General features: G+C 67.0%; 18 protein-coding genes. 15 read left to right on the top strand and 3 right to left on the bottom strand.

Translation table 11 applies throughout. From position 1 onward, the window contains the following. Positions 1–131: 131 nt before the first annotated feature. The 12 genes from D7S86_RS04400 to D7S86_RS04345 all read left to right on the top strand — a co-directional run bounded on the left by D7S86_RS04400 (position 132) and on the right by D7S86_RS04345 (position 16,573). A complete protein-coding gene (locus D7S86_RS04400; RefSeq protein ID WP_240647977.1) occupies positions 132–1,148 on the top strand; it encodes a helix-turn-helix domain-containing protein in 1,017 nt (338 codons plus the stop codon). Positions 1,149–1,223: 75 nt separating this feature from the next. Further along, on the top strand, positions 1,224–2,399 hold the full coding sequence (locus D7S86_RS04395) for a polysaccharide biosynthesis/export family protein (protein WP_121083746.1): 1,176 nt from the start codon (positions 1,224–1,226) through the stop codon (positions 2,397–2,399). Between the two features lie 93 nt (positions 2,400–2,492). After that, positions 2,493–4,790 carry a polysaccharide biosynthesis tyrosine autokinase gene (locus D7S86_RS04390; protein ID WP_147432221.1) on the top strand — a complete coding sequence of 766 codons (2,298 nt, stop codon included), beginning with the start codon at positions 2,493–2,495 and terminating at the stop codon, positions 4,788–4,790. Between the two features lies 1 nt (position 4,791). After that, positions 4,792–6,879 (top strand): right-handed parallel beta-helix repeat-containing protein, encoded by a 2,088-nt coding sequence (locus tag D7S86_RS04385; protein ID WP_158601857.1) that lies wholly within the window; start codon positions 4,792–4,794, stop codon positions 6,877–6,879. 92 nt (positions 6,880–6,971) lie between these two features. After that, positions 6,972–8,954, top strand: coding sequence for an acyltransferase family protein (locus D7S86_RS04380; RefSeq protein ID WP_121083740.1), 1,983 nt, complete (start codon positions 6,972–6,974; stop codon positions 8,952–8,954). 1 nt (position 8,955) lies between these two features. Next, a complete protein-coding gene (locus tag D7S86_RS04375) occupies positions 8,956–10,401 on the top strand; it encodes a lipopolysaccharide biosynthesis protein (RefSeq protein ID WP_121083738.1) in 1,446 nt (481 codons plus the stop codon). 25 nt (positions 10,402–10,426) lie between these two features. Then, positions 10,427–11,437 carry a glycosyltransferase family 2 protein gene (locus tag D7S86_RS04370; protein ID WP_121083736.1) on the top strand — a complete coding sequence of 337 codons (1,011 nt, stop codon included), beginning with the start codon at positions 10,427–10,429 and terminating at the stop codon, positions 11,435–11,437. Continuing rightward, positions 11,434–12,708 (top strand): glycosyltransferase family protein, encoded by a 1,275-nt coding sequence (locus D7S86_RS04365; RefSeq protein ID WP_158601856.1) that lies wholly within the window; start codon positions 11,434–11,436, stop codon positions 12,706–12,708. Before D7S86_RS04370 ends, D7S86_RS04365 begins: the two co-directional genes overlap by 4 nt. Positions 12,709–12,718: 10 nt before the next feature. Then, positions 12,719–13,234, top strand: a complete 516-nt coding sequence (locus D7S86_RS04360) for an acyltransferase (RefSeq protein ID WP_158601855.1) — start codon at positions 12,719–12,721, stop codon at positions 13,232–13,234. Then, positions 13,231–14,439: a glycosyltransferase gene (locus tag D7S86_RS04355; RefSeq protein WP_121083730.1), complete on the top strand. Its 1,209-nt coding sequence runs from the start codon at positions 13,231–13,233 to the stop codon at positions 14,437–14,439. The genes D7S86_RS04360 and D7S86_RS04355 overlap by 4 nt, the downstream gene beginning before the upstream one ends. Then, complete coding sequence (locus tag D7S86_RS04350; RefSeq protein ID WP_121083728.1) at positions 14,436–15,989, top strand: glycosyltransferase; 1,554 nt, start codon at positions 14,436–14,438, stop codon at positions 15,987–15,989. The genes D7S86_RS04355 and D7S86_RS04350 overlap by 4 nt, the downstream gene beginning before the upstream one ends. Then, positions 15,986–16,573, top strand: coding sequence for a hypothetical protein (locus D7S86_RS04345; protein ID WP_147432219.1), 588 nt, complete (start codon positions 15,986–15,988; stop codon positions 16,571–16,573). The genes D7S86_RS04350 and D7S86_RS04345 overlap by 4 nt, the downstream gene beginning before the upstream one ends. Before the next feature lie 169 nt (positions 16,574–16,742). On the opposite strand, the gene D7S86_RS04340 is transcribed toward D7S86_RS04345, so the two are convergent. From D7S86_RS04340 to gmd, 3 genes are all read right to left on the bottom strand, one after another. After that, entirely contained in the window at positions 16,743–17,399 is a 657-nt protein-coding gene (locus D7S86_RS04340) for a putative colanic acid biosynthesis acetyltransferase (protein ID WP_121083724.1), read from the bottom strand. A 114-nt stretch (positions 17,400–17,513) separates the two neighbouring features. Next, positions 17,514–18,488 (bottom strand): GDP-L-fucose synthase, encoded by a 975-nt coding sequence (gene fcl / locus D7S86_RS04335; RefSeq protein WP_121083722.1) that lies wholly within the window; start codon positions 18,486–18,488, stop codon positions 17,514–17,516. A 3-nt stretch (positions 18,489–18,491) separates the two neighbouring features. Next, positions 18,492–19,604 carry a GDP-mannose 4,6-dehydratase gene (gmd, locus tag D7S86_RS04330; RefSeq protein ID WP_121083720.1) on the bottom strand — a complete coding sequence of 371 codons (1,113 nt, stop codon included), beginning with the start codon at positions 19,602–19,604 and terminating at the stop codon, positions 18,492–18,494. 329 nt (positions 19,605–19,933) lie between these two features. On the opposite strand from gmd, the gene D7S86_RS04325 reads away from it, so the two are divergent. The 3 genes from D7S86_RS04325 (at position 19,934) to D7S86_RS04315 (ending at position 24,309) form a co-directional block, all read left to right on the top strand. Beyond that, positions 19,934–21,199 (top strand): glycosyltransferase WbuB, encoded by a 1,266-nt coding sequence (locus D7S86_RS04325; protein ID WP_121084321.1) that lies wholly within the window; start codon positions 19,934–19,936, stop codon positions 21,197–21,199. Between the two features lie 140 nt (positions 21,200–21,339). Beyond that, positions 21,340–22,746, top strand: coding sequence for a UDP-glucose dehydrogenase family protein (locus tag D7S86_RS04320; protein WP_121083718.1), 1,407 nt, complete (start codon positions 21,340–21,342; stop codon positions 22,744–22,746). A gap of 66 nt (positions 22,747–22,812) precedes the next feature. Next, a complete protein-coding gene (locus D7S86_RS04315) occupies positions 22,813–24,309 on the top strand; it encodes a mannose-1-phosphate guanylyltransferase/mannose-6-phosphate isomerase (RefSeq protein ID WP_121083716.1) in 1,497 nt (498 codons plus the stop codon).

Below are 24,309 nucleotides of genomic sequence, written 5' to 3'. Positions count from 1 at the left end.
CCTCACTATCCGCCAAACTGCCGTTGAAATCCGTCAGTTGGCGTGCGGAGGCGAGGTGGCTGAGTATGATGCAGTGCAACTTACAACAAGAAACTCAACAACAATCCGGGGAACGTTTCGAAGGAAACGATATGCCGTTTGTTGCACACCTAGAACAGTCGGGAAGCTTCGTTCATCGCCTCTGCCGCGAGGTCGAGACGATGTCCGGCCACGGTATCGAGCCGTCGCCGCTCGCGGGTATCCCGGCCCGCAAGATCGGCATCGTGCTCTTCGAAGGCTTCTCGCTCTTGCGCGCAGGCGTGATCGCCGAGGTTTTCAACAGAGCGAACGCGATTGCCGCCCGCCGGCCCGCCGGCCACGCCGTCTACACGATCCGCATGCTCTCGTTCGCGGGCGGCAGCGTGCCGTGTTCGTCAGCAGTCCATATTTGGACCGAGCGTTTCGACGCGAGCCAGTATCAGAGCTTTGACGCGCTGTTCATCGGCGGCGGCAAAGGCGCGCAGCACGCGTCGCTCGACGAGCGTCTGCTGGGCCGCATGCGCTTCGGCTACTCCGACAGCATGTTGCGCACGACGTCGATCACGCGCGCATCGCTGCTCAACTCGGGGCTCACGACCGGCTTCGACGCGATGAGCGCGAACGGCCAGGGCGCGAGCCACGACGAGGACTGGTTCGCCTCGCTCGTCAACGCGCTGATGCTCGTCAAATGCGATCTCGGGCTCGACACCGCGCGCGAGATCGGCGAACAGATGATGCCGGGCGCGACGCCGCGTCTCGCACCGCTGCTCGCCGACGCGGGCGCGACCAGCGTGCGCGACAAGGTCCGCGCGTCGGCGCGCTGGCTCAAGGACAACTGCGAGCGGCCGATCTCGGTCGCCGACGCGGCGCAAGTCGCCGCGATGAGCGAGCGCAACTATCTGCGCCGCTTCAAGGATGAAATTGGCGTCACCCCTTCGGAGTACCTGTTGCGCGCGCGTCTCGATACGGTCTGCCGGCTGTTGATCGAGACCGATCTGCCCGTCGACAAGATCGCGCGCCGCAACGGCATGGCCAACGGCGATCGTCTCGCCAAGATCTTCCGCAAACGCATGCTCGTGTCACCGACCGAGTACCGAGTACAGAACCGCCGGGCGCAAGTCGCGTACTGAGCGGTCGCTTCTCTCGCACGAATATGAATCCCTGTGGCGTACGCCACGGGTGCCCCTCGTTTGGCTGCCGCAACGATGAAAACACTTCGAATCCTTACGCCCGCATCGTCGATCGTCCTGGCGCTGACACTCGCCGGGTGCGGCCTCGACCCGGGCACGCACTACGCGGGCTACGACCAGGACAAGTACGGCAAGACCGTCTCGGGCGTGCCGACCGCGAACGGCGCAGACAAGACCGTGGCGCCCGAGGACCGTCCGCCGCCGGGCGCCTTGACCGAGATCACGCCCGAGCTCGTCGACGCCGAGAAGCGCGCCGAGCCGACCACGATCTCGCACGACGTGCAAAGCCTCATCGAGCCGCCCAAGCCCTATCAGATCGGCGCCGGCGACGTGCTCAACATCATGGTCTGGGACCATCCCGAGCTCAATCTGCCGACCAACTCCGTGCAGACCGTCGGGATCGACTACACGGGCTCCGCCTCGGTGTCGTCGGGCTACACGGTCGATGCGAACGGCATGGTCCAGTTCGCCTATGCGGGCGCCATCCACGTCGGCGGCCTGACCGAAATGCAGGCACGCGACATTCTGACCGCGCGGCTCGCCGCCTACGTGCGCAACCCGCAGGTCACGCTGCGCGTGCAGTCGTATCGGAGCGCGCGCGTCTATATGGACGGCGAAGTCCGCACGCCGGGGCTGCAGATCTTCAACGACGTACCGATGACGCTCGTCGAGGCGATCAATCGCGCGGGCGGCTACACGCCGGTCGGCGATCGCGCGTCGATCGCCGTGGTCCGCGACGGCAAATCGACGATGGTCAATATTCCCGACCTCGTCGCGAAGGGCATCAATCCGTCGAGCGTCATGCTTCATAACGGCGACATGGTCCGCGTGTTCGCGCGCGAAGACAGCAAGGTCTTCGTGCTCGGCGAAGTCACGCGGCCGACGACGCTGTTCATTCGCAACGGCGAACTCACGCTCAACGAAGCGCTCGGCGATGCGGGCGGCGTGAACCAGGAAACCGGCGACGGCAAGCAGCTCTACGTCGTGCGCAACATCGCGAGCGGCACGCACCAGATCTTCCACCTCGACATCTCGAACCCGGCCGCCTATGCCATGGCGGAGAACTTCGAGCTCAAGGCGAAGGACGTGGTGTTCGTCGACACCGCCGCGGTCGTGCGCTGGGGCCGCGTGATCAACAACGTCGTGCCATCGGCCGAAGCGGCCTATTTCGCCAAGGCGGCCGCCAACTAACGCGCGCGTTCGCGCATTCGCCGCCCTTTTGTTCCCGCGCACGCCGGCGTGCGCGCGCGGAACTTCGCCACTTATCGAAGCAGGAGTCGTCACGTGGACCGATCGATCAACTTGCCCGCCCAGCCCTCCGCACCCGACGGCCGTCCCTTGCGATCCGTGCCGGCGGGCGCCGCCATGCCGATGGGACAGGTCATCGACGTACCCGGCAACGGGCACGTCGATGCCAGCGCCTTCGTCGACACGCTCTACGACGGCCGTTACCTGATCGCGACCATCACGGTCGTAGCCGTGCTCGCGGGCGTCGGCTACGCGATCTTCGCGCCGCCCGTCTATGAATCGAACATCCTGATCCAGGTCGAGGACAACTCGAACTCGGCGACCGATCTCGTGACGACCGTCTCGCAGATGTTCGATATCAAGACCGCCGCGTCCGACGAGATCGACGTGCTCAATTCGCGCCTCGTGCTCGGCACGGCCGTCGAACAGACGCGCATGTACATCCAGGCCGCGCCGAAGCGCTTCCCGATCGTCGGCACGTGGTGGGCGGGCCGGCACACGGGGCTCTATACGCCGGGCATCTTCGGCCACGGCGGCTATCTCTGGGGCCAGGAGACGATCGACGTGCCGCAATTCGACACGCCGAGCGATCTCTACGGCAAGCCCCTGCGGATCACCGCGCTCGGCGGCGGCCGCTATGCGCTCGACGCACCGAAATTCCACGTCCACGCGATCGGCCAGGTCGGCACGCAGCTCACGACGCAAAGCGACGTCGGTCCGCTGACGCTGACAGTCTCGCAACTCGACTCGGCGCCCGGCGGCCAGTTCGGTCTCAAGCGAAACTCGGTCGTCGCGACGACGAACGCGCTCCAGAAGGCGCTCAAGATCACGCAGTCGAACAAGGACTCCGACGTGATCGAAGCCAAGCTCCAGGGCAACGATGCGGCGCGCACGAGCGCCGTGCTCACGGCGGTCGGCGAGCAGTACATCCACCAGAACATCGCGCGCAAGTCGGCCGAGGCCGAGCGCTCGATCGCGTTCCTCAAGGCGCATCTGCCGGCCGTCAAGCAGAAGCTCGAACAGGCCGAAGCCGACTACAACGCGTTCCGCACGCGCAACGCGTCGCTCGATCTCAGCGAGGAAGGCTCGGCCGTGCTCCAGCAATCGGTCGATGCGCAGAACAAGCTCGCCGATCTCGAACAGCAGCGCGAGGAACTCAGCGCGCGGTTCACGGAACAGCATCCGGCCGTCAAGGCGATCATCGATCAGGAGACCGTGCTCCGCGAGCGGCTCGGCTCGATCGATTCGAAGACGCGCCAGTTGCCCGATCTCGAACAGACCGAACTGCGGCTGCAGCGCGAAGTGCAGGTCAACAGCGATCTCTATACGAGCCTGCTCAACAGCGAGCAGCAGCTCCAGCTCGCGAGCGCGGGCAAGGCCGGCAACGCGCGGCTCGTCGATACCGCGCAGGTCGCGGAATTGCCGGTCAAGCCGAACCGCAAGCTCGTCGTGATCCTCGCGGCGCTCGTCGGGATCTTCGGCGGCAGCCTCATCGCGTGGATCCGCAGCCAGATGCACAAGAGCATCGTGCATGCGCGCGAGATCGAGGACATGGGCCTGCCCGTCTACGCGATCGTGCCGTACAGCAAGCAGCAGCGCGCGAGCGACGCGCGGCGCTGGTCGTCCAAGCGCGCGCAGAACGTCCAGGTGCTCGCGCACGTGCGCAGCGACAGCCTGCCCGTCGAAAGCCTGCGCAACTTCCGCACCGCGCTCCAGTTCGTCATGCTCAACGCGCCGAACAATATCGTCGTCATGACCGGCGCGACGCCCGGCGTCGGCAAGACGTTCACGACCGCGAATCTCGCGACCGTGCTCGCCGCGTCGAACAAGCGCGTGCTCGTCGTCGACGCCGATATGCGCAAGGGCGATCTGAGCCGGCATTTCGGCTTGTCGCGCACGCCGGGCCTCGCCGATATGATCGGCAGCGAGATGCTCGCCGACGAAGTCGTGCGGCGCGATGTGCTGCCGCGCCTCGACGTGGTCACGTGCGGCGCGACGCCCGCGCAACCGTCCGAGCTGCTGTCGAGCGCGCGCTTCTCGCGCTTCCTCGAAGGCGCCGCCGAGCAATACGACGTCGTGCTCATCGATACGCCGCCCGTGCTCGCGGTCTCCGACGCGGCCGCGATCGGCCATCAGGCGGGCTCGCTGTTCCTCGTCACGCAGCAGGGCGAGACGACGTACGGCCAGATCAAAGAGACCGTCAAGCGGCTCAACCATGTCGGCGTGCCGGTCAACGGCGTCGTGCTCAACGGCGTGCGCGCGCGGCCGGGCGACAAGCTCTACGGCTATGGCCAGTACAGCTATGCCAGCCCGCATGCGCGCGCGAGGGCCTGACATGCTGCGCACGATTGCCGCGGCCGCCCTCACGCTCTATATGGGCGGCGCGTGCGCGCTGACGCTGCATGTGAGCGCCGCGATGACGGCCGCACCCGCCGACGCGGCTATCGCCGCGTCCGCCAATACGCCAGCAGCGTCCGGCGCGAGCGTGGCGGCCAACGCCCCCGTTCCGTCGCTGCATGGCGATCTCGGACTGCGCACGGCGTTGCGCGTGCTCGCGACGCCGCGCGCAAAGATCGCGGCGGCCGCCGGCGGTCAGGATCTCGACCGCATCGACATCGATCTCGGACCCGGCACCTATCGGATCGACGCGCCGCTGCACGTGGCGTTCGATCCGAGCTGGCGCGGCGTTCCCGTGACGATCTCGGGCGCGGGCGAACAGGCGACGCGGCTGTCGGGCGCGCTGCCGCTCACGCATGTCCACCCCGTCGACGCCGACGCCGCACAACGGCTGCCCGCGCAGGCGCGCGGCCATGTCATCGCCGCGAGCCTGCCCGAGAACGGCGTGACCGATCCCGGCACGTTCACGCGGCACGGCTTCGGCATCGCGCGCACCGTCGCGCCCGCGACGCTCTACTATCGCGACGAACCCGTGCCGATCGCGCACTGGCCCGACGCGGGCTACGCGACGATCGACACGCTGCCGGACGGCGAGAAAGGGCTGCGCTTCGTCGTGCGCGACGCGCCGTTCGATGCGCTCGCGAACGCGCTCAAGCGCACGCACGACTTGCACGCCTTCGGCTTCTGGGCGCGCGACTGGGCCGATACGACACTCGAAGTCGACGCGATCGATCCGGCCTCGAAAACGGTCACGCTCAAAGCGCCCGCACCGATGCTCGGCCTCAAGGCCGGCCAGCGCGTGGCGTTCGAAAACGCGCTCGAACTGCTCGACGCGCCCGGCGAGTGGTACGTCGACACGCAAGCGAAGACGCTCTATTTCTGGCCGCCCGCGCCGCTCAAGGACGGCGATGCGGAAGTCTCGGTCGCCGCGGGTCTGTTCGTGCTCGACAACGCGCCGAACGTCACGATCCGCAACCTCGCGATCGACGGCGTGCGCGGCAACGCGATCCAGATCAACGGCGCGTCGAACATCGTCGTCGACCACGCGAGCATCCGCAACGCGGGCGGGGTCGCGGTCTGGTCGACCGCGTCCGATGCGCATTTCCGCTTCATGCACGTCGCGAACACGGGCGAAGGCGGCTTCGTGCTCTTCGCGGGCAACCGCAAGGCGCTGACGCCCGGCAACGTCTCGGTCGAGGACAGCGAGATCCACGACTATGCGCTGCGCACACGCACCTACCGGCCCGCGATCGCGCTGTCGGGCGTCGGCGACCGCATCGAGCGCAACCATCTGTACGACGGTCCGCATGCGGCGATTATTTTCGCGGGCAACGACCACGTGATCGCGGGCAACGAGATCGACCACGTCGCGCGCGACGCCGACGATACGGGCGCGATCTACACGGGCCGCGACTGGACCTCGCGCGGCACCGTCATCGAGAACAACTTCATGCACGACATCGGCTCGGCCGCCCATCCGGTCGCGACGATGGGCATCTATCTCGACGATCAGGCGGGCGGCACGACGATACGCCGCAACGTGTTTTCGAAGGTCAATCAGGCCGTCTTCATCGGCGGCGGCCGCGACAACTTGATCGAAGACAACCTGTTCGTGAACTGCACGCCCGCGATCCATATCGATTCGCGCGGCCTCACGTGGCAGCGCGCGCTCGCGACGTCGCCGACGGGGCCGCTGCAGCAAGGACTCGCGCTCGTGAATTTCACGCAGCCGCCGTATTCGACGCACTACCCGTCGCTCGCGACCGTGCTGACCGACGCACCGGGCGCGCCCAAGGGCAACGTCGTCCGGCGCAACGCGGTCATCGGCGGCACGGACAGCGCGATCGACGCGAAGGCGCAAGCGTATGTCGAGATCGGGCCGACGTTCGGCCCCGACGCGATCCGATTCGCGAAGCCGATGACCGACGACGCGCGAAGCACGCTCGACGATCTGCGTCTCGCGCGCGGCGCGCCGGCATTGCAACAGGGCTTTGACGCATCGACGTTCGTCCGACCCGCGCCCTAGGCGCGCGCGGAGCAGGACGCACGTCGGTTTGCGGACACAGACACATCCAACCCTTCATACCGGGCTGACCCCCGTGCCCTGGGAGCGGGACCATGCGCTTCAGAAAAGACATCAATGCCCTGCGCGGCGTCGCGGTAACGCTCGTCGCTCTGTTTCACTTCCAGACCCCGCACTTCACCGGCGGCTTTGCGGGCGTCGACGTGTTCTTCGTGATCTCGGGCTATCTGATGACCGCGATCGTCGTCGGCAGGCTCGACGCGGGACGCTTCCGGCTGCGTGATTTTTATGCGGCGCGCTTCACGCGGATCGTGCCCGCGCTCGTCGCGCTCTGCGCGATGCTGCTCGTGTTCGGCTGGTTCTACCTCGATCCGCACGGTTACAAGCTGCTCGCCAAACATGCGGGCGCGTCGATCACGTTCATCTCGAACTTCGTCTACTGGCGCGAGAGCGGCTATTTCGACGCGTCGTCGCAAACGAAGTGGCTGCTGCATACGTGGTCGCTGTCGGTCGAATGGCAGTTCTATCTGATCTACCCGATCGTGCTGATGCTCGGCGCGCGCCTGTTCGGCGCGAAGCGCGCGGTCTATCACGGTGTGCTCGGCGCGATCGGCATCGCCTCGTTCGCGCTGATGCCGCTCGTCGTGCGTCAACATCCCGAAGCGAACTTCTTCCTGCTGCCCACGCGCGCCTGGGAAATGGTCGCCGGCGGCCTCGTCATGCTCAATGAAGACCGCTTCAAGCTCAACGCGCGCACGGCGACGCTGCTTCAGCTCGCGGGGCTCGCCGCGATTCTGTTCGCGGGCTGCGGCTTCAGCGAGAGCCTCGACTGGCCCGGCGTCTATTCGCTCGTGCCCGTACTCGGCGCCGCGCTACTGATCGCCGCCAACGCAAACGACAGTCTCTTCGCAACGAACGTGCCGCTCCAGGCGCTGGGCCGCTGGTCGTATTCGATCTACCTCTGGCACTGGCCGGTCGTCGTGCTCACGCACTACCTCGATCTCGGCACGCTCGCCGTGCCCCCGGCGCTCGTCATCGTCGGCGGACTCGCCGTATCGGTCGCGCTCGGCTGGCTCTCGTACGAACTCGTCGAACGCCGCGCCGCGGGCATCCGCGAGCGCTTCGGTCCGCGCGGGCTCGGCACGCTCGCCACCGCGCCCGTGCTCGTGATCGCGGCATGCGCCGCGATCGGCTTCGCGAACGGCGCGTCGGCGCGACTTCCGAATCAGGTCAAGGTCGTCTCGGCCGAGAGCGCCGATGTCGATCCGCGCCGCAACGAATGCCTGATCGACAGCGTCTACCGGCTCGACGATCCGAAGGCCCAGATCGGCTGCCGATACGGCGCGTCGCCCAAGCTCGGCGCGATCGTCTGGGGCGACAGCCACGGCAACGCGGTCATGCCGAGCGTCGCGGCGACGGCCGCGCAAAACAACCAGAGCGTGATGTTCTACGGCACGTCGGGTTGCCCGCCGTTCGAAGGCGCGAGCCGCTTCGGCAAACATACCGAGGAGCCGTGCCGGCGTTTCGCGAGCCGCGTCGCCGACGATCTGCGCCGCTATCCGAGCTCGGTGCCGCTGCTCGTCGTCGCGCGATTCTCGGCGTACGTCGACGGCAAGAACATCGACAACGATCCGACGATCCTGATCGGCTACAACGGCGCGCGGCCGTCGGGCGATCCGGCCGAGCGCCGCACGCTGTACGCGTCGTTTCTCACGCACGACCTCTGCGCGCTCGCGCAGACGCGCCCGACGTACGTGCTGCTGCCGATTCCCGAAATGGACCGCAACGTGCCCGACTACCTGTCGCGACTGCTGATCCTCGGCCGCCATCCCGACGACGTCTCGATCAGCGAAGCCGAATACACCCAACGCAACGCGACCGCGCACGCCGCGATCGAACAAGCCGCGCAGCAATGCGGCGTCAAGGTGCTCGATCCGACGCCGTATCTGTGCCGCGACGGCCGGTGCTACGGATCCGAATCGATGGTGCCGCTTTATATCGACGGCGACCACTTGAGCCGCCGCGGCAGCGATCGTCTCGCGCCGTTGTTCCGTGAAGTCTTCAACCAGGCCAGCTGATATGTCCACACTTCAAGCGCCGTCCGTCGCGCGCAACGCACGCTGGCTCGCGACCGCTCAGATCGCGAAGAGCGTCGTGCAGCTCGTCGGTCTGTCGATCCTCTCCCGGCTGTTGAGCCCGACCGACTTCGGCGTGATGGCGCTCGCGACGGTCGTCACGAATTTCGCGGGGCTGCTGCGCGACATGGGCACGGGCCCCGCGCTGATCCGCAGTCGCGACATGTCGACGACGCTCGCGAACTCCGTGTTCTGGGTCAACCTCAGCGCGGGCGCGGTCATCGCGCTCGCGATCGTCGCGTTCTCGGTGCCGATCGCGCATCTGTTCAATTCCGCCTCGCTCGTGCATGTGCTCTGGGGGCTCGCGCTGACGTTTCCGATCATGAGCTTCGGCGCCGCGCATCAGGCCCTGCTCGAACGCGCGTCGCAATTCCGCACCGTCGCGCGCGCGGACGTGCTCTCGTACACGAGCGGCATGTGCGCCGCGATCCTGTCCGCGCACGCGGGCCTCGGGCTCGCGAGCCTCGTGATCCAGGCGCTCGTGCATTCGAGCATGTCGTCGCTGCAGTTCTATCTCGCGTCGTCGTGGCGGCCGAGCTTCCACTGGCACGGCAAGGAAGTCCGCAGCATTCTCGGGTTCTCGTCGAACCTCACGCTGTCGAATCTCGTCATCTATCTGAACCGCAACGCCGATTCGATGATCGTCGGCAAGCTGCTCGGCGCGATCGCGCTCGGCCCCTATTCGCTCGCGTTCAAGATCATGCTCTACCCGCTCCAGAGCATCGCCTTCGTCGCGTCGAAGGCGCTCTATCCGGTGCTCAGCGCGAACCAGCACGATCCCGACAAGCAACGCACGACGTGGCTCCAGAGTGTGGCCTTCGTCGCGCTGATCACCGCACCGCTCATGGGCGGGCTCGTCGCGCTGCGCGAGCCGTTCATCGCGGTCGCGCTCGGCGCGAAATGGGCCGGCGTCGCGCCGCTGCTCGTGTGGCTCGCGCCCGTCGGCTTCGTGCAATCCGTCCTGAGCACCGCGCCCGCCGTCTTCATGGTCAAGGGCCGCACCGACTGGCTGCTCTGGCTCAACTTCTGCGTCGCGCTGCTGCATATCGCGTGCTGGCTCGCGGGCGCGCACTTCGGCCTGCAAGGCATCGCGGCCGGCTATCTCGTCGCGACGCTGATCAGCGCGCCGGTCCAGCTCGGCGTCACGTGCCGCCTGCTCGAGATGCGCTGGACCACGCTGCTGCGCGCGCTGCGCTGGCAAGTCGTGCTCGGCGTCGGCGTGTGCGGCGTCGCGATGCTCGCGACGCGCGTGCTCGGCCCGCTCGAATGGCCGGCGCTCGCGCGGCTGCTCGTCGCGGGCGCGTTCGGCCTCGCCTACGGCCTCTGGCATATCGGCCGCTTCAATCCCGAGCAGATGTTCGCGCTGCGGCGCGCGCTGCGCTTTGCGTGACCTTTGCGTGACTCACGAGGACATCATGACTTCCATCCGAGATTCGTTTGCATCGACCGCGCGCGCCGGTTCACGCGACGCGGCACAGCCCCTCGTCACGGCGATCGTGCCGACCTATCGGCGCGCATCGATGGTCCGCGTCGCGGTCGAGACCATCCTTGCGCAGGACTATGCGTCGATCGAAGTCATCGTCGTCGATGACAACGACGACCCCGCGCAACAGCAAGCCGTACGCGACGTGCTCGAAGACCTCGGCGATCGCGTGACCGTGATTCCGAACCATCGGACCAAGGGCGCCTGCGGCGCGCGCAATTCGGGCATCGAGCGCGCGCGCGGCGACTACATCGCGTTCCTCGACGACGACGATCTCTGGCTGCCCGGCAAGATCCGCGAACAGGTCGCGCTGCTCGAACGCACGTCGTTTGTCGCGGCGTTCTGCGGCTATATCGACGTCGACATGGCGTTCAATCACGCCCGGCGCTGCCACGCAAGCCGGCCCGTGCTCCAGCGCGCACACGCGCTCGCGGGCGAATGCCCGACATCGACGAGCCTCGTCATGCTGCGCAAGTCGGTGCTCGTCGACGCGGGCCTCTTCGACGAATCGCTGCCGAGCTTCCAGGACTTCGACATGTGGCTGCGCTGCCTCGCGAAAGGCGATTTCGGCTATATCGACGAATCGCTCGTGACGTTCGTCCAGCACGAGGGCGAGCGCACGAGCGTCAATCTCGATCGCCGGCTCGCGGGACTCGCGGCCATCGAAGCCAAATGGGGCCGCGAAATGAGCGCGCATACCGACTTCGCCGCGTTCAAGCGGCGCGTCGCCGTCGATGCGCTGATCGCCAACGGCCGCGCGCGCATGGGCACGCGCTACCTCGTGTCGATGCGTTTCTTCGCGCGCGCGGCGGTCATCGATCACTTCTCGAAGCGCGCGCTGTTCTGGCTCGCGATCGGCGGCCTCGGCGCACATGGGGGCCGCGCGCTCTATACGCGCCTGCTCGGCATGCGCCATATCGACACGGTATCGGTCGCCGCATGAATACCGTTCCGATGTCTCCCGCGCGCGCCACGCCGCATGCACGCCCCCGCGCCGCGGCGCGCCAGTTCTTCTTCGCGCCGATCGTGCTGCGGCGCTATAACGAGCGCACCGCGCAACGCTTCCAGGTCGGCGCGGCCTCGCATAAGGTCGCGGGCCTCGCCGCCGGACTGCGCAGCCATGCCGCCGCATCGATCGTCGTGAGTTCGCCGATCGTGACCGCGAGCACGGGCCCGAAGCGCTTCGGCGGATTCGTCTGCCGCGACGCGCGGCTCGCGTGCGCGTACCTGCCCGCGATCAGCGTGCGCGGTCTGAATCGCGTGTTCGCGGCCTGCGCGTATCTGCGCTTCGCGATCCGCCATATCCGGCCCGGCGACGGCGTCGTGCTCTACAACTACTTCCCCGAATACGTGCCGGTCGCCGCCTATCTGCGCTGGCGCCTCGGCCGCGACAAGGTCGTCATGGACCTCGAGGACGGCCCGCGCGCCGACGAGCGCACGCTGCGCGGCGTCGTGAACCGCTGGAGCCTGCGCGTGCTGTCGCGCGTCTGCAGTCCGCGCGCGATCGTCGTATCGCGCCAGCTTGCCGACGTCATGCAGATCGACGACGCGTGCGTCGTCAACGGCGTCTCGCCCGATGCCGTCACGCAGCGCGCGCGGTTCGGCGACCCCGTCACGTTTCTCTATGGCGGCTCGATCGAAACGGGCACGGGCCTCGATCTGTTCTGCGGCGCGCTGCGCGAACTCGCGCGCACGCGGCCCGATCTGGCCGGCAAGGTCCGCTTCGTCGTCACGGGCTTCGGCGGCGGCGCGTCGCTCGCCGCGCTCGCGGACGATCTCGCGCGCAGCGGCTTCGCGCTCGATCTGCGCCAGGACGTCGGCCCCGACGACTATCGGACGATCCTGTCCGAAGCCGACGTCGGCCTGTCGCTCAAGATGCCCGCGAGCGCGCTCAACGCGACGACGTTCCCATCGAAAGTCATCGAGCTCGCGAGTCTCGGGCTGCTCGTGCTGACCACCGATATCAGCGATATCTCGCTGCTCTTCGACGACACGTCGGCCGCGATCCTGCGCACGGCCGACGCCGCCGCGCTCGCCGCGCTGATCGCGCAAATCGCGGCGCGCCCCGAGCTTTACGCGCGCATCGCGCAAGCCGGACAGCGGCGCATCGTCGAGCGATGCAGCCGCCATGCGGTCGGCGCGCGCCTCGTCGCATTCCTCGGCGGCGCGCCCGACTCGTTTCCGTCTTCGTCCTCGTCCCCGTCCTCGCCCTGAAGGCCGCCTTATGAAGTCTTTGCTCGACACGTTCAGAAACCCGCTCGCGAATCTCGCGCTCGCGGTGCTGCCCGCGACGCGCGCCTTCGGCGTCAAGCGCGCGCTGCTCAACGCGCTCGGCTTCGAGATCGGCGCGGACTGCAAGATCACGGGCGGCGTGAAGTTCTATGGCCGCGGCCGCATCGCGATCGGCAACGACACGTGGATCGGTCTGGGCTGCGTGTTCATCGTCGCGCCCGACGCCGCCATCGTGATCGGCTCGCGCTGCGATATCGCACCGCGCGTGATCTTCCATACGGGTTCGCACCGGATCGGCGACGGCCGCCGGCGCGCCGGCGAAGGCTATTCGTCGCCGATCACGATCGCCGACGGAAGCTGGATCGGCACCGGCTCGGTCGTGCTCGGCGGCTCGCATGTCGGCAGCGCGTCGATCCTCGCGGCGGGCGCGACCCTGCTCGCGGGCGACTATCCGTCGGACACGCTGCTCGCGGGCGTGCCCGCGATCGCCAAGAGGACGCTCGGATGACGACCTACGCGCGCATCGTCTTCTGGGAACCGTGCGTCTCGCCGCACAAGTCCGCGTTCATCCGTGCGGTCGCCGACCGCCTCGGCCCCGCCGTCGACGTGCGCTGCGTCGCGCATGAAGGCGTGCCCGAAGCACGCCAGGCGCTCGGCTGGGGCGACGAATCGGGCCGTGCGCCGCCGACCGAAGTCGCGCCGTCGCATGAACGCATCGCGGCGATCGTCGACGAAGGCGGCACGCAGTGTCTGCATGTGTTCTCGGGCATCCGCTGGTTCAGCACGATCACGACCGCGCTCGATCTCGTGCGCGCGCAGGGCCGCGCGTTCGCGATCATGTCCGAGCCGCGCGACGACGCGGGGCTGCGCGGCGCGGTCCGCTATCTGCAGTCGTGGCTCACGGAATCGTGGCTGCGGCGACGCGTCGCGTTCGTGCTCGCGATCGGCCGCCATGGTCCGCCATGGTTTCAGTCGGTCGGCTATCGGCGCGAGCGCGTGTTCCCGTTCGCGTACTTCCTGCCGCCGCCCGCGCCGCAGACGGATCGTCGTGCATGGGCCGGTGCGCAGGCACGCGCGGACGGTGCGGCTAACGTAGATCGTGCCAATCGTGCCGATCCGCAGACCGCCGCGCGCGCCGACGCGAACGTCGCGCTGCATGTCGCCTATGTCGGCCGCCTGACCGAGACCAAAGGCGTGCGGCATCTCGTCGCCGCGATCCGCTCGCTGGGTCCGGGCACGCGGCTCACGATCATCGGTGACGGCGAGTTGCGCGAGGCGCTCGTCGCCGAGGCCGCCCGCACGGGAATCGACGCCACGTTCTGCGGTGTGCTGCCGATCGAGGACGTCCAGCGGCGCATGCCTGCGTTCGACGTGCTCGTGCTGCCGTCGACCACGAAAGACGACGGATGGGGCGCGGTCGTCAGCGAAGCGCTGATGGCCGGTACGGCTGTCGTCGCGTCGCGGCACGCCGGGGCGTCGATCCTGCTCGACCATCCGCGCAACGGCCGCGTCGTGCCGCCCGGCGACAGCGAGGCGATCGCGCATGCGATCCGCACGCTCGCGCGCAGCGGCGAACTCGGCACGCCCGCGCGACACGAGCGCGCGACCTGGGCGCATGACCGGCTGACCGCGCGCGCGGGTGCCGCGTATTTCGAACAGATTGTGCTGCACCGGTCCGGACGCGCCGCGCGTCCGAAGGAGTTCTATCTATGACACCCGACGATCTTCCGATCGACGAAGCTCTCGAATCGCCGCGCGCTTCGGCGCACCGCGCATCGCACGGACCGAAGGTTCCGCACGTGCCGCGCCCGCGCGACACGCTCGCCGAACGCGCATTGTTCGGCCCGTATTCGAGCGTCGAGACACCGCAAGCGTGCGGCCATGCGACGCCGCTGCCGCCCGTGGCGGCCGCATTCGCCGAGCGGCGCAGAGGTGTCCGCTCGACGACCGCCACGCGTGCCGCGACGGTGAGCGCGGCGGCATCCGCGGGCCCTGCGCCGGGCTTCCCGATGCCGGGCTCGATCGCGAATTCAAGCGCGAGCGCGAACTCAAACGATACGGGCCGCGCATCCGCGCGCGTCCTGCACGTGATCCCGTCGCTCGATCCGCGCATGGGCGGCGTGGTCGAAGCCGTCGTCCAACTCGTGCGTCATCTCGAACCGCTCGGATGCGCGAGCGAGGTCGTCACGCTCGACGCCGATGAAGGCCCGGTCCACGATCGCGTTCGCGCGAGCGTGCATCGTGTCGGCCCCGGGCGCGGCTTTTATGGGCTCAGCCCGCGGCTCGTCGGATGGATCCGCGCGAACCGCGCGCGTTTCGACGCGATCGTCGTGCACGGCATCTGGCAATTCCATAGCGTCGCAGCCTGGGCCGGCGTCATCGGCACGCGCACGCCGCTATTCGTGTTTCCGCACGGCATGCTCGATCCGTGGTTCGAACGCGCGTACCCGGCCAAGCATCTGAAAAAACGCCTCTACTGGGCGCTGCTCGAACGCCGCGTGTTCGATCGTGCGCATCGCGTGCTGTTCACATGCGAGGAAGAACGCGAACTCGCGCGGCATCCGTTTCTGAGTGCGCGTCACCGGCTCGCGGTCAACGGATTCGGCATCGACTCGGTGCCCGACGACATCGATGCCGATGCCGCGATCCAAGCGTTCCGGCGCACGTATCCCGCGCTCGACGGCACGCGCATCTGGCTGTTTTTGTCGCGCATCCATGAGAAGAAGGGTTGCGATCTGCTGATCGACGCGTTCGCCGACGTCGCGCCGCGCGATCCGTCGCTGCGTCTCGTGATCGCGGGACCCGGCGACGCGGCACTGATCGCGTCGCTCAAGCAACAGGCCCGGGCGCGCGGCGTCGCGGACCGGATCGTCTGGCCCGGCATGTTGAGCGGCGAACTCAAGTGGGGCGCGCTCGCGGCCGCCGAGGTCTTCGTGCTGCCTTCGCATCAGGAGAACTTCGGTATCGCGGTCGTCGAGGCGCTGGCCTCGCGCACGCCGGTGCTGATCACGAACCGCATCAATATCTGGCGCGAAATCGAGGCATCGGGTGGCGGCTGGATCTGCACGGACACACGCGAAAGCGTGCGCGATCTGCTCGCGCGCTGGGCCTTCGACACGACGCCGGACCAGCGCGAACTGATGCGCGAGGCCGCCTACGCTTCGTTCGAGACGCACTTCCGGATCGAAGCGGCTGCGCGCGCGCTGCTCGGTCATGTCCGCGCCGCTCAGCCGGACAAGCATGCATGGAGGACCGCGGCATGATCGCGCATCGGTTCAAGGGGTTATTCGGGCTACGCATCGCCGCATGCGCGGCGGCCGCCGCGACGCTCTACGTCGCCTGCGGATTCGGCGCGGCATCCGCGATCGCGCAAACCAGCGGGGCATCAGGCCAATCCGGTCTCTCGGCCAGCGGATCGTCGGGACTGCCGGGCTTGCACGTGGGCTCGGGTCTCGGCCTCAGCGGCGGTCCGATGGGCGCGCCGTCATCGCTTGGCGGCATCGGCAAATCCGGCGCGGGCGCTCAGTCGTCGTCGGGCGGCAAACCGCCGCCGACGAGCGGCCGGCCCAGCAGCGGCAACGACACCGCGCAAAGCATCGGCAGCCAGCTCAGCGCCGGGCCCTATGCGAATGCGCGGCCCGGCGGCTTGTACGGCACGAAGAGCAAGGACAAGAAGTCGGTCGCCGCCAAGGCCCAGCAGGCATCGGCCGTCGCGGCGGCAGGCCTCTCGCACGAATGGAACTACACGTATGGATCCGAAAGTCTCGGCACGAATGCGAGTTCGATCTACAAGTCGCCGTACAAGTCGACGACCGACGATTATCAATGGGGAAATACGACGCACTAGTCGAGCCGCGCCGCGCACGGCGTTCGGCTCGGCGTCATGGGTTTGCGTCGTCAATACACAAGGACGATGGCGTGATCGCGCGCGGACAGGCGGGGCATGCGCGCGCGATCGGCGTGCGTGGCGCGACGAGAAGCCGGCGCGCGATCGCGCGCCGATGCCGACATCACGTTCAGCGCACGCGGCTCACCGCGCGCCGCTTGACCGCGCGCGCCGGATTGCCCGCATAGACAAAGCCGCTGTCGAGCGAGCGCAGCACGGTGCTGCGCGCGCCGACGACGACGCCGTCGCCGATCGTGACGCCCGGCGCGACAAACACGTCCGATGCGACCCAGACCTCGGACCCGATGCGCACCGGCCGTCCGCGAATCATGAAGTCGACGGTTTCGTAATCGTGGTCTCCCGCGCATAGATACGACTTCTGCGAGACGACCGAATGCGCGCCGATCTCGATCTCGCCGAGCGAATAGAGCGTGACGTCGTCGCCGACCCACGCGTGCGCGCCGATCGAGACTTTCCACGGGTAGGTCACACGAACGGTCGGCCGAATGATCGCGCCCTCGCCGACCTTCGCGCCGAACAGCCGCAACAGCATGCGCCGCCACCCATAGGCGAGCTGCGGCGACGGCCTGAACAGCAGCGCCTGCACGACCCACCAGAGCTGCACATACCAGCCGGGGCGGCCGCGAAAACCCGCGGGCACGCGAAACGTCGACAGATCGAGATACGCGCCGGGCGCGTGCGGCGCCGTTTCGGCGGCCACGTCCGCGTCGTCGGCCCATCCGGCATCGACGACCTTCAACGGCTGTTCACGATGGACGCGGCTCATGACGGATACGCTCTCTTCAATGCTTCAATGCAGGACAAACACATCGCGGCGCCCGTCGAAAACCGGACGCCGCACTTCGGTGACCGACGCTCTCTCTCCGCGTGGCGCGCGACGTCAATGCGCGACGACGGACTCGGCTTCGAGGAAGTCCGCATAGGCCGACGCCAGCCCCTCATCGAGGCCGATACGCGGCTCCCAGCCGAGCGACGCGAGCTTCGCGCTGCTCATGAGCTTGCGCGGCGTGCCGTCCGGCTTCGACAGATCGTGTTCGATACGGCCCGTAAAGCCGACCGCGCGCGCGACCTTCTCGGCGATCTCGCGGATCGTGAAGTCTACCGACGACCCGACGTTGAGATGCGAGCACCGTTCGCTCGCGATCGAGAAGTAGACGTCGCGCGGCAGATTCATCGCGAGCACGCATGCGTTCGCGAGATCGTCGACATGCAGGAAATCGCGGCGCACCTGTCCCGTGCCCCAGAGCGTCGCGCTGTCGGCGCCGCTTTCCTTCGCCTCGTGGAAACGGCGGATCAACGCCGGAATCACATGGCTGTTGACCGGGTGATAGTTGTCGCCGGGCCCATAGAGGTTCGTCGGCATGAGGCTTCGATAATCGACGTCGTACTGGCGGTTGTACGACTCGCAAAGCTTGATGCCCGCGATCTTCGCAAGCGCATAGGGCTCGTTCGTCGGTTCGAGCTCGCCCGTGAGCAAGGCCTCCTCGACGATCGGCTGCGGCGCATGCTTCGGATAGATGCACGACGAGCCCAAGAACATCAGATGCTCGACGCCGCATTGACGCGCCTGATGAATCACGTTCGACTCGATCATCAGATTTTCATAGATGAACTGGGCCGGATACGTGTTGTTCGCATGAATGCCGCCGACGCGCGCCGCCGCCAGATAGACGTGATCGACGCGCTCGTTGCGAAAGAATTCACGCACCGCATCCTGGTCGGTCAGATCGAGCTCGGCCGATGTTCGCAGCACGAGATCGACCTCGCCGTCACGCTGAAGCCGGCGCACGATCGCGGAGCCGACCATGCCACGGTGTCCTGCGACAAATACGCGCTTCCTTGCGATCGTGACCATGGCTCACTCCTGGCGTTCGAAGACGGGGAAGCCGTGCTTGCGCACGAGCGAGTCCTTGCGCGCATCGGCGAGATCGCGCGTGATCATTTCGGCGACGAGCTGCTCGAACGTGACCTTCGGCACCCAGCCGAGCTTGGCCTTCGCCTTCGCGGGATTGCCGAGCAGCGTCTCGACCTCGGTCGGACGGTAATAGCGCGGATCGACCGCGACGATGACGTCGCCGATATTGACGCGCGGTTCGAGCCCGACGTCGGCGACGATGCCCACTTCATCGGCGCCCTGGCCTTCCCAGCGCAGCTCGATGCCGACGTGGCGCGCCGCGCGATCGACGAATTCGCGCACGCTGTGCTGCACGCCCGTCGCGATCACGAAGTCTTCAGGCGTGTCCTGCTGAAGCATCATCCATTGCATCTCGACGTAGTCCTTCGCGTGTCCCCAGTCGCGCAGCGAATCGAGGTTGCCGAGATACAGCGTGTTCTGCAGGCCCAGCGAGATGCGTGCGAGAGCGCGCGTGATCTTGCGCGTGACGAAGGTCTCCCCGCGCAGCGGCGATTCGTGATTGAACAGGATGCCGTTGCACGCGTACATGTCGTACGCCTCGCGATAATTGACCGTCATCCAGTACGCGTACATCTTCGCGACGGCGTACGGGCTGCGCGGATAAAACGGCGTGGTCTCCGATTGCGGAATTTCCTGCACCTTGCCGTAGAGCTCCGACGTGGACGCCTGGTAGAAGCGCGTCTTCTTCGCGAGGCCGAGCAGGCGAATCGCTTCGAGAATGCGCAGCGTACCGAGACCGTCGGCGTTGCCCGTGTATTCGGGCTCCTCGAACGACACGCCGACGTGACTCTGCGCGGCGAGGTTGTAGATTTCGTCCGGTTGAACGTTCTGAATGATCCGGATCAGGCTCGACGAATCGGTCATATCGCCGTGGTGCAGGAAAAAACGACGATGTTTCTCGTGCGGGTCCTGGTAAAGATGATCGATGCGGTCCGTGTTGAACAGCGACGTGCGACGCTTGATGCCGTGGACTTCGTAGCCCTTGTTCAGCAGGAATTCGGCCAAATAGGAGCCGTCCTGGCCCGTGATACCCGTGATCAGCGCGATCTTCGACATGGGGCGTTCTCTCGGTTGAAGGGTGAGGGAGGTGTGCCTGCAGTAAAGCGCGGGGTCGAAGGCGCACGCAAGCGCATGCAAAAAGATTGGCGCAGAACAACGTGGTTTTGGCGCGCCGAGGCGGGCCAGTCGTAACACGATGTGAGCGATGTGACAGATGGCGGACTGCGGCGATATCCTGGCGGACCCTTGCGGTGCAGCACGTGCAAGATAAAAGCACTCTGTATCGCATCACGACACATATCTCGCGCTCGAATCGATGCCGGTCTCCGATGACCGCATCCGATCAAAGCCGCGCGACATCCTGTGTCGTCACACCGCGAGGACTCATGAAGATTCTTGTGTACGGCATCAACTACGCGCCGGAACTGACAGGGATCGGCCGCTACACATCGGACATGGCCGCGTCGCTCGCGGCCGCGGGTCACGATGTGCGCGTCGTCACCGCCCCGCCCTACTATCCGGCCTGGCGTGTCGCGCCCGGCTTCTCGGCGCGCCGCTACGCGACCGAGCAATCGAACGGCGTCTCGATCTGGCGCGCGCCGCTCTGGGTGCCCGCGCAACCCAAGGGCGCACGGCGTCTGCTGCATCTCGCGAGCTTCGCGCTCTCGAGCCTGCCTGTCATGATCCGCCATCTCGCATGGCGGCCCCAGGCCGTGCTCAGTGTCGCGCCGAGCCTGCTCAACGCCCCCGTGGGCTGGCTCGTCGCGCGTTTGAGCGGCGCGCATGCGTGGCTGCACGTGCAGGACTACGAGGTCGATGCGGCGTTCTCGCTCGGCATGCTCAAGGGGTCCTGGAAAAAGCGGCTCGCGCTGTCGATCGAGCGCGCGTTGCTGCGGCGCTTCGATACGGTATCGACGATTTCGAGCAAGATGATCGAGCACGCGCTGAACAAGGGCGTGCCGCGGCAAAAGGTCGTCCACTTCGCGAACTGGGTCGATACGTCGTCGATTCACCCGCTCGCGCGCCGAAGCAATATGAAGGCCGAACTCGGCATTCCCGAACACGCGACCGTCGTGCTCTATTCGGGCAACATGGGCGCGAAGCAAGGTCTCGACGTGCTCGCGACGGCCGCCGTCGCGCTTCAGCATCGCGACGACATCGTCTTCGTGTTCTGCGGTGACGGGCCCGGCCGCGTCGGACTGCATGCCGCATGCGGCGCGATGCCGACATGCCGCTTCATCGCGCTGCAGCCCGTCGACAAGCTCAACGAATTGCTCAACCTGGCCGACATCCACGTGCTGCCGCAGCGCGCGGACGCCGCCGATCTCGTCATGCCGTCGAAGCTCACGGGCATGCTCGCGAGCGGGCGCGCCGTCATCGCGATGGCGCATCCGGGCACGGAACTCCACGCAACCGTCGCGCCGCGCGGCGTGGTCGTGCCGCCCGAGGCGCTCGGCCCGCTCGTCAAAGCCATCGAGTCGCTGGCCGACGACCCCACGCGTCGCACGCGGCTCGGCCGCGCGGGCCGTGAATTCGCGTTGGCCGCGCTCTCGCGCGACAGCGTGCTCGGCACGTTCGAGCACACGCTGCGCACACGCTGCAACGACGCGCCGCAGACGCATGAAATCGGTCTGCCGCAACGCGATCTGTAATGGCGTCGCATACGGATTGACGGACATGCGCGCATGCGTGTCCGCGCGGGCATCCGCCGAGCCGTGCTGCCTCGAATCGCACCGGCCGGCGGGTCTCGCATCTCCACGACTGTTTTGATCGAAATCACATAGAGGACACCATGAAGATCACCATTGTCGGCACCGGTTATGTCGGCCTCGTCACCGGCGCCTGCCTCGCCGAAATCGGCAACGATGTGCTCTGCCTCGATGTCGACCCGAAGAAGATCGAGGTCTTGAACAACGGCGGCATTCCGATTCATGAGCCGGGCCTCAAGGAGATCATCGACCGCAGCCGCGCCGCGGGCCGGCTGCAGTTCTCGACCGATGTCGAAGCCGGCGTCGCGCACGGTGACGTCCAGTTCATCGCGGTCGGCACGCCGCCGAGCGAGGACGGTTCGGCCGATCTCAACTACGTGCTCGCCGCCGCGCGCGAGATCGGCCGCCATATGAACGGCTTCAAGATCGTCGTCGACAAGTCGACGGTGCCGGTCGGCACCGCGCAGCGCGTGCACGAGACGATCCGTACCGAGCTTGCGCGGCGCGGCGCGGCGTATGGCTTCAGCGTCGTCTCGAATCCGGAATTTCTCAAGGAAGGCGCGGCCGTCGAAGACTTCATGCGCCCCGACCGCATCGTGATCGGCGTCGATGCCGACGAGACGGGCCACCGCGCGCGCGAGGCGATGAAGCGTCTGTATGCGCCGTTCAATCGCAATCACGATCGCACGCTCTACATGGACGTGCGCTCGGCCGAGTTCACGAAATACGCGGCCAACGCGATGCTCGCGACGCGCATCTCGTTCATGAACGAACTCGCGAATCTCGCCGACAGCGTCGGCGCCGATATCGAATCGGTGCGGCGCGGCATCGGGTCGGATCCGCGCATCGGCTATCACTTCCTCTATGCGGGCACGGGCTACGGCGGATCGTGCTTTCCGAAAGACGTCCGCGCGCTGATCCAGACGGGCGCCGAGAACGGTCATGCGTTGCGCATTCTCGATGCGGTCGAGGCGGTCAACGACGCCCAGAAACACGTGCTGATTCACAAGATCGTCGAGCGCTTCGGCGAGGATCTGAACGGACATACGTTCGCGGTCTGGGGGCTCGCCTTCAAGCCGAACACGGACGATATGCGTGAAGCGCCGAGCCGCACGCTGATTCGCGGCCTGCTCGAACGCGGTGCGCGCGTGAAGGCCTACGACCCCGTGTCGATGGACGCCGCGCGCGTCGCATTCGCCGCGGATCTCGACGCGTCGCCCGACGAACGCGCGCGGCTCACCTTCGTGCGCACCGAAGGCGAAGCCTTGCCGAATGCCGATGCGTTGCTGATCGTGACCGAGTGGAAGGCCTTCAAGAGCCCCGATTTCGCGGCGTTGCGCACGGCGCTCAAGACGCCGATCGTCTTCGACGGCCGCAATCTCTACGAGCCCGCGACGATGCTCGAACAGGGCTTCGAGTACTACGCGATCGGCCGCGCGTTGCCGCCCGAGGCCGCGCGCCGTCCGCACCTGCGCGTCGCGCAGGGTTGAACGATCCGGGGTTGAACGACCTCGGGTTGAGCTCTATTTATCGCTTCGGCGAATGAGGTGATCGAAATGAATATCCGGCATGCGGTTTTCGACGTCGGTACCGACGCAATCCACACGGACCTCCACGTGCATGCGGTCATTCCGGCCGGCGGATCGGGCACGCGCCTGTGGCCGCTTTCGCGCCAGGAATTTCCGAAGCAATTGATCGGCCTCGTCGGCGACGACTCGCTGCTCCAGCTCACGGCCAAGCGTCTCGACGGCCTCGCCACGCGCCATCCGCTCGCGTCGGCGAGCGTGGTCATCTGCGGCGAGGCGCATCGCTTCATGATCGCCGAGCAATTGCGCAAGGCCGGCGTGCGTGCGCGCATCGTGCTCGAACCCGATGCGCGCAATACCGCGCCCGCGCTCACGCTCGCGGCGCTCTCGCTGGCCGACGAACACGAAGACGCGATCATGGTCGTGATGCCCGCCGATCATGCGATCACCGATAACGCCGCGTTCCAGCAGAGCATTTCGACCGCGATCCGGTATGCGGCCGATCGCCGGATCGTCGCGCTCGGCATCGTGCCGACACGCGCCGAGACCGGGTATGGCTACATCAAGGTCGGCACGGAACTCGACGAACAAGGCGGCTATCGGCTCGACGGCTTTGTCGAGAAGCCCGCGCGCGAACTCGCGCAGCGCTATGTCGATTCGGGCCAGTACTGGTGGAACAGCGGCCTGTTCGTGCTGCGCGCATCGGTCTGGCTCGAAGCGATCGCGAAGTACGAACCCGCGATTCACGCGGCCTGCGTCGACGCATTCGAGGGCAAGACGGACGATGCCGACTTCCGGCGCGTCGATGCCCAACGGTTCGCCGCGTGCCCGTCGCAATCGATCGACTATGCGGTCATGGAGCGCGTCGTGCAGGCCGATTCGGGCTTCTCGACGGCGGTCGTGCCGTTGAGCGCCGGGTGGTCCGACGTCGGCTCGTGGGATGCGGTCTGGGACGTCATGCCGAAGGACGAAGGCGGCAACGTCGCGCACGGCCGCGTCATGCTCGAAGGCGCGCGCAACACCTACGCGCATTCGGAATCGCGGCTCGTCGCGTGCGTGGGCACCGAGGACCTCGTCGTCGTCGAGACGCCCGATGCGGTGCTCGTCGCGAACAAGTCCGCGGTCCAGGACGTCAAGGCCGTCGTCGCGCGGATCCGCAGCGAAGCCGGCACCGAAGCGACCTATCACCGCAAGGTCTATCGGCCGTGGGGCTATTACGACTCGATCGATGCCGACACGAATTTCCAGGTCAAGCGCATCGTCGTGAAGCCCGGCGGCGTGCTCTCGCTGCAAATGCATCACCATCGCGCCGAACACTGGATCGTCGTCAAGGGCACCGCGCGCGTGACGCGCGGCACCGAAAGCTTTCTGCTGTCCGAGAACCAGTCGACCTATATTCCGCTCGGCGAGATCCATCGGCTCGAAAATCCGGGCAAGACACCGCTTGCGATGATCGAAGTCCAATCGGGCTCGTATCTCGGCGAGGACGATATCGTCCGCTTCGAGGACACATATGGGCGCACGTGA

Source organism: Pararobbsia silviterrae (assembly GCF_003628125.1).
Lineage (GTDB): Bacteria > Pseudomonadota > Gammaproteobacteria > Burkholderiales > Burkholderiaceae > Pararobbsia > Pararobbsia silviterrae.
The sequence above is the reverse complement of the archived record's forward strand: the minus strand, read 5'-3'. Positions and strand labels throughout refer to the sequence as shown.

Excerpts from the sequence above, each read along its gene's own strand:
- D7S86_RS04400 (WP_240647977.1), top strand. The coding sequence starts at position 132 with ATGCCGTTTGTTGCACACCTAGAACAGTCGGGAAGCTTCGTTCATCGC.
- D7S86_RS04395 (WP_121083746.1), top strand. The coding sequence starts at position 1,224 with ATGAAAACACTTCGAATCCTTACGCCCGCATCGTCGATCGTCCTGGCG.
- D7S86_RS04385 (WP_158601857.1), top strand. The coding sequence starts at position 4,792 with ATGCTGCGCACGATTGCCGCGGCCGCCCTCACGCTCTATATGGGCGGC.
- D7S86_RS04380 (WP_121083740.1), top strand. The coding sequence starts at position 6,972 with ATGCGCTTCAGAAAAGACATCAATGCCCTGCGCGGCGTCGCGGTAACG.
- D7S86_RS04375 (WP_121083738.1), top strand. The coding sequence starts at position 8,956 with ATGTCCACACTTCAAGCGCCGTCCGTCGCGCGCAACGCACGCTGGCTC.
- D7S86_RS04370 (WP_121083736.1), top strand. The coding sequence starts at position 10,427 with ATGACTTCCATCCGAGATTCGTTTGCATCGACCGCGCGCGCCGGTTCA.
- D7S86_RS04365 (WP_158601856.1), top strand. The coding sequence starts at position 11,434 with ATGAATACCGTTCCGATGTCTCCCGCGCGCGCCACGCCGCATGCACGC.
- D7S86_RS04360 (WP_158601855.1), top strand. The coding sequence starts at position 12,719 with ATGAAGTCTTTGCTCGACACGTTCAGAAACCCGCTCGCGAATCTCGCG.
- D7S86_RS04355 (WP_121083730.1), top strand. The coding sequence starts at position 13,231 with ATGACGACCTACGCGCGCATCGTCTTCTGGGAACCGTGCGTCTCGCCG.
- D7S86_RS04350 (WP_121083728.1), top strand. The coding sequence starts at position 14,436 with ATGACACCCGACGATCTTCCGATCGACGAAGCTCTCGAATCGCCGCGC.
- D7S86_RS04345 (WP_147432219.1), top strand. The coding sequence starts at position 15,986 with ATGATCGCGCATCGGTTCAAGGGGTTATTCGGGCTACGCATCGCCGCA.
- D7S86_RS04340 (WP_121083724.1), bottom strand. The coding sequence starts at position 17,399 with ATGAGCCGCGTCCATCGTGAACAGCCGTTGAAGGTCGTCGATGCCGGA.
- fcl (WP_121083722.1), bottom strand. The coding sequence starts at position 18,488 with ATGGTCACGATCGCAAGGAAGCGCGTATTTGTCGCAGGACACCGTGGC.
- gmd (WP_121083720.1), bottom strand. The coding sequence starts at position 19,604 with ATGTCGAAGATCGCGCTGATCACGGGTATCACGGGCCAGGACGGCTCC.
- D7S86_RS04325 (WP_121084321.1), top strand. The coding sequence starts at position 19,934 with ATGAAGATTCTTGTGTACGGCATCAACTACGCGCCGGAACTGACAGGG.
- D7S86_RS04320 (WP_121083718.1), top strand. The coding sequence starts at position 21,340 with ATGAAGATCACCATTGTCGGCACCGGTTATGTCGGCCTCGTCACCGGC.
- D7S86_RS04315 (WP_121083716.1), top strand. The coding sequence starts at position 22,813 with ATGAATATCCGGCATGCGGTTTTCGACGTCGGTACCGACGCAATCCAC.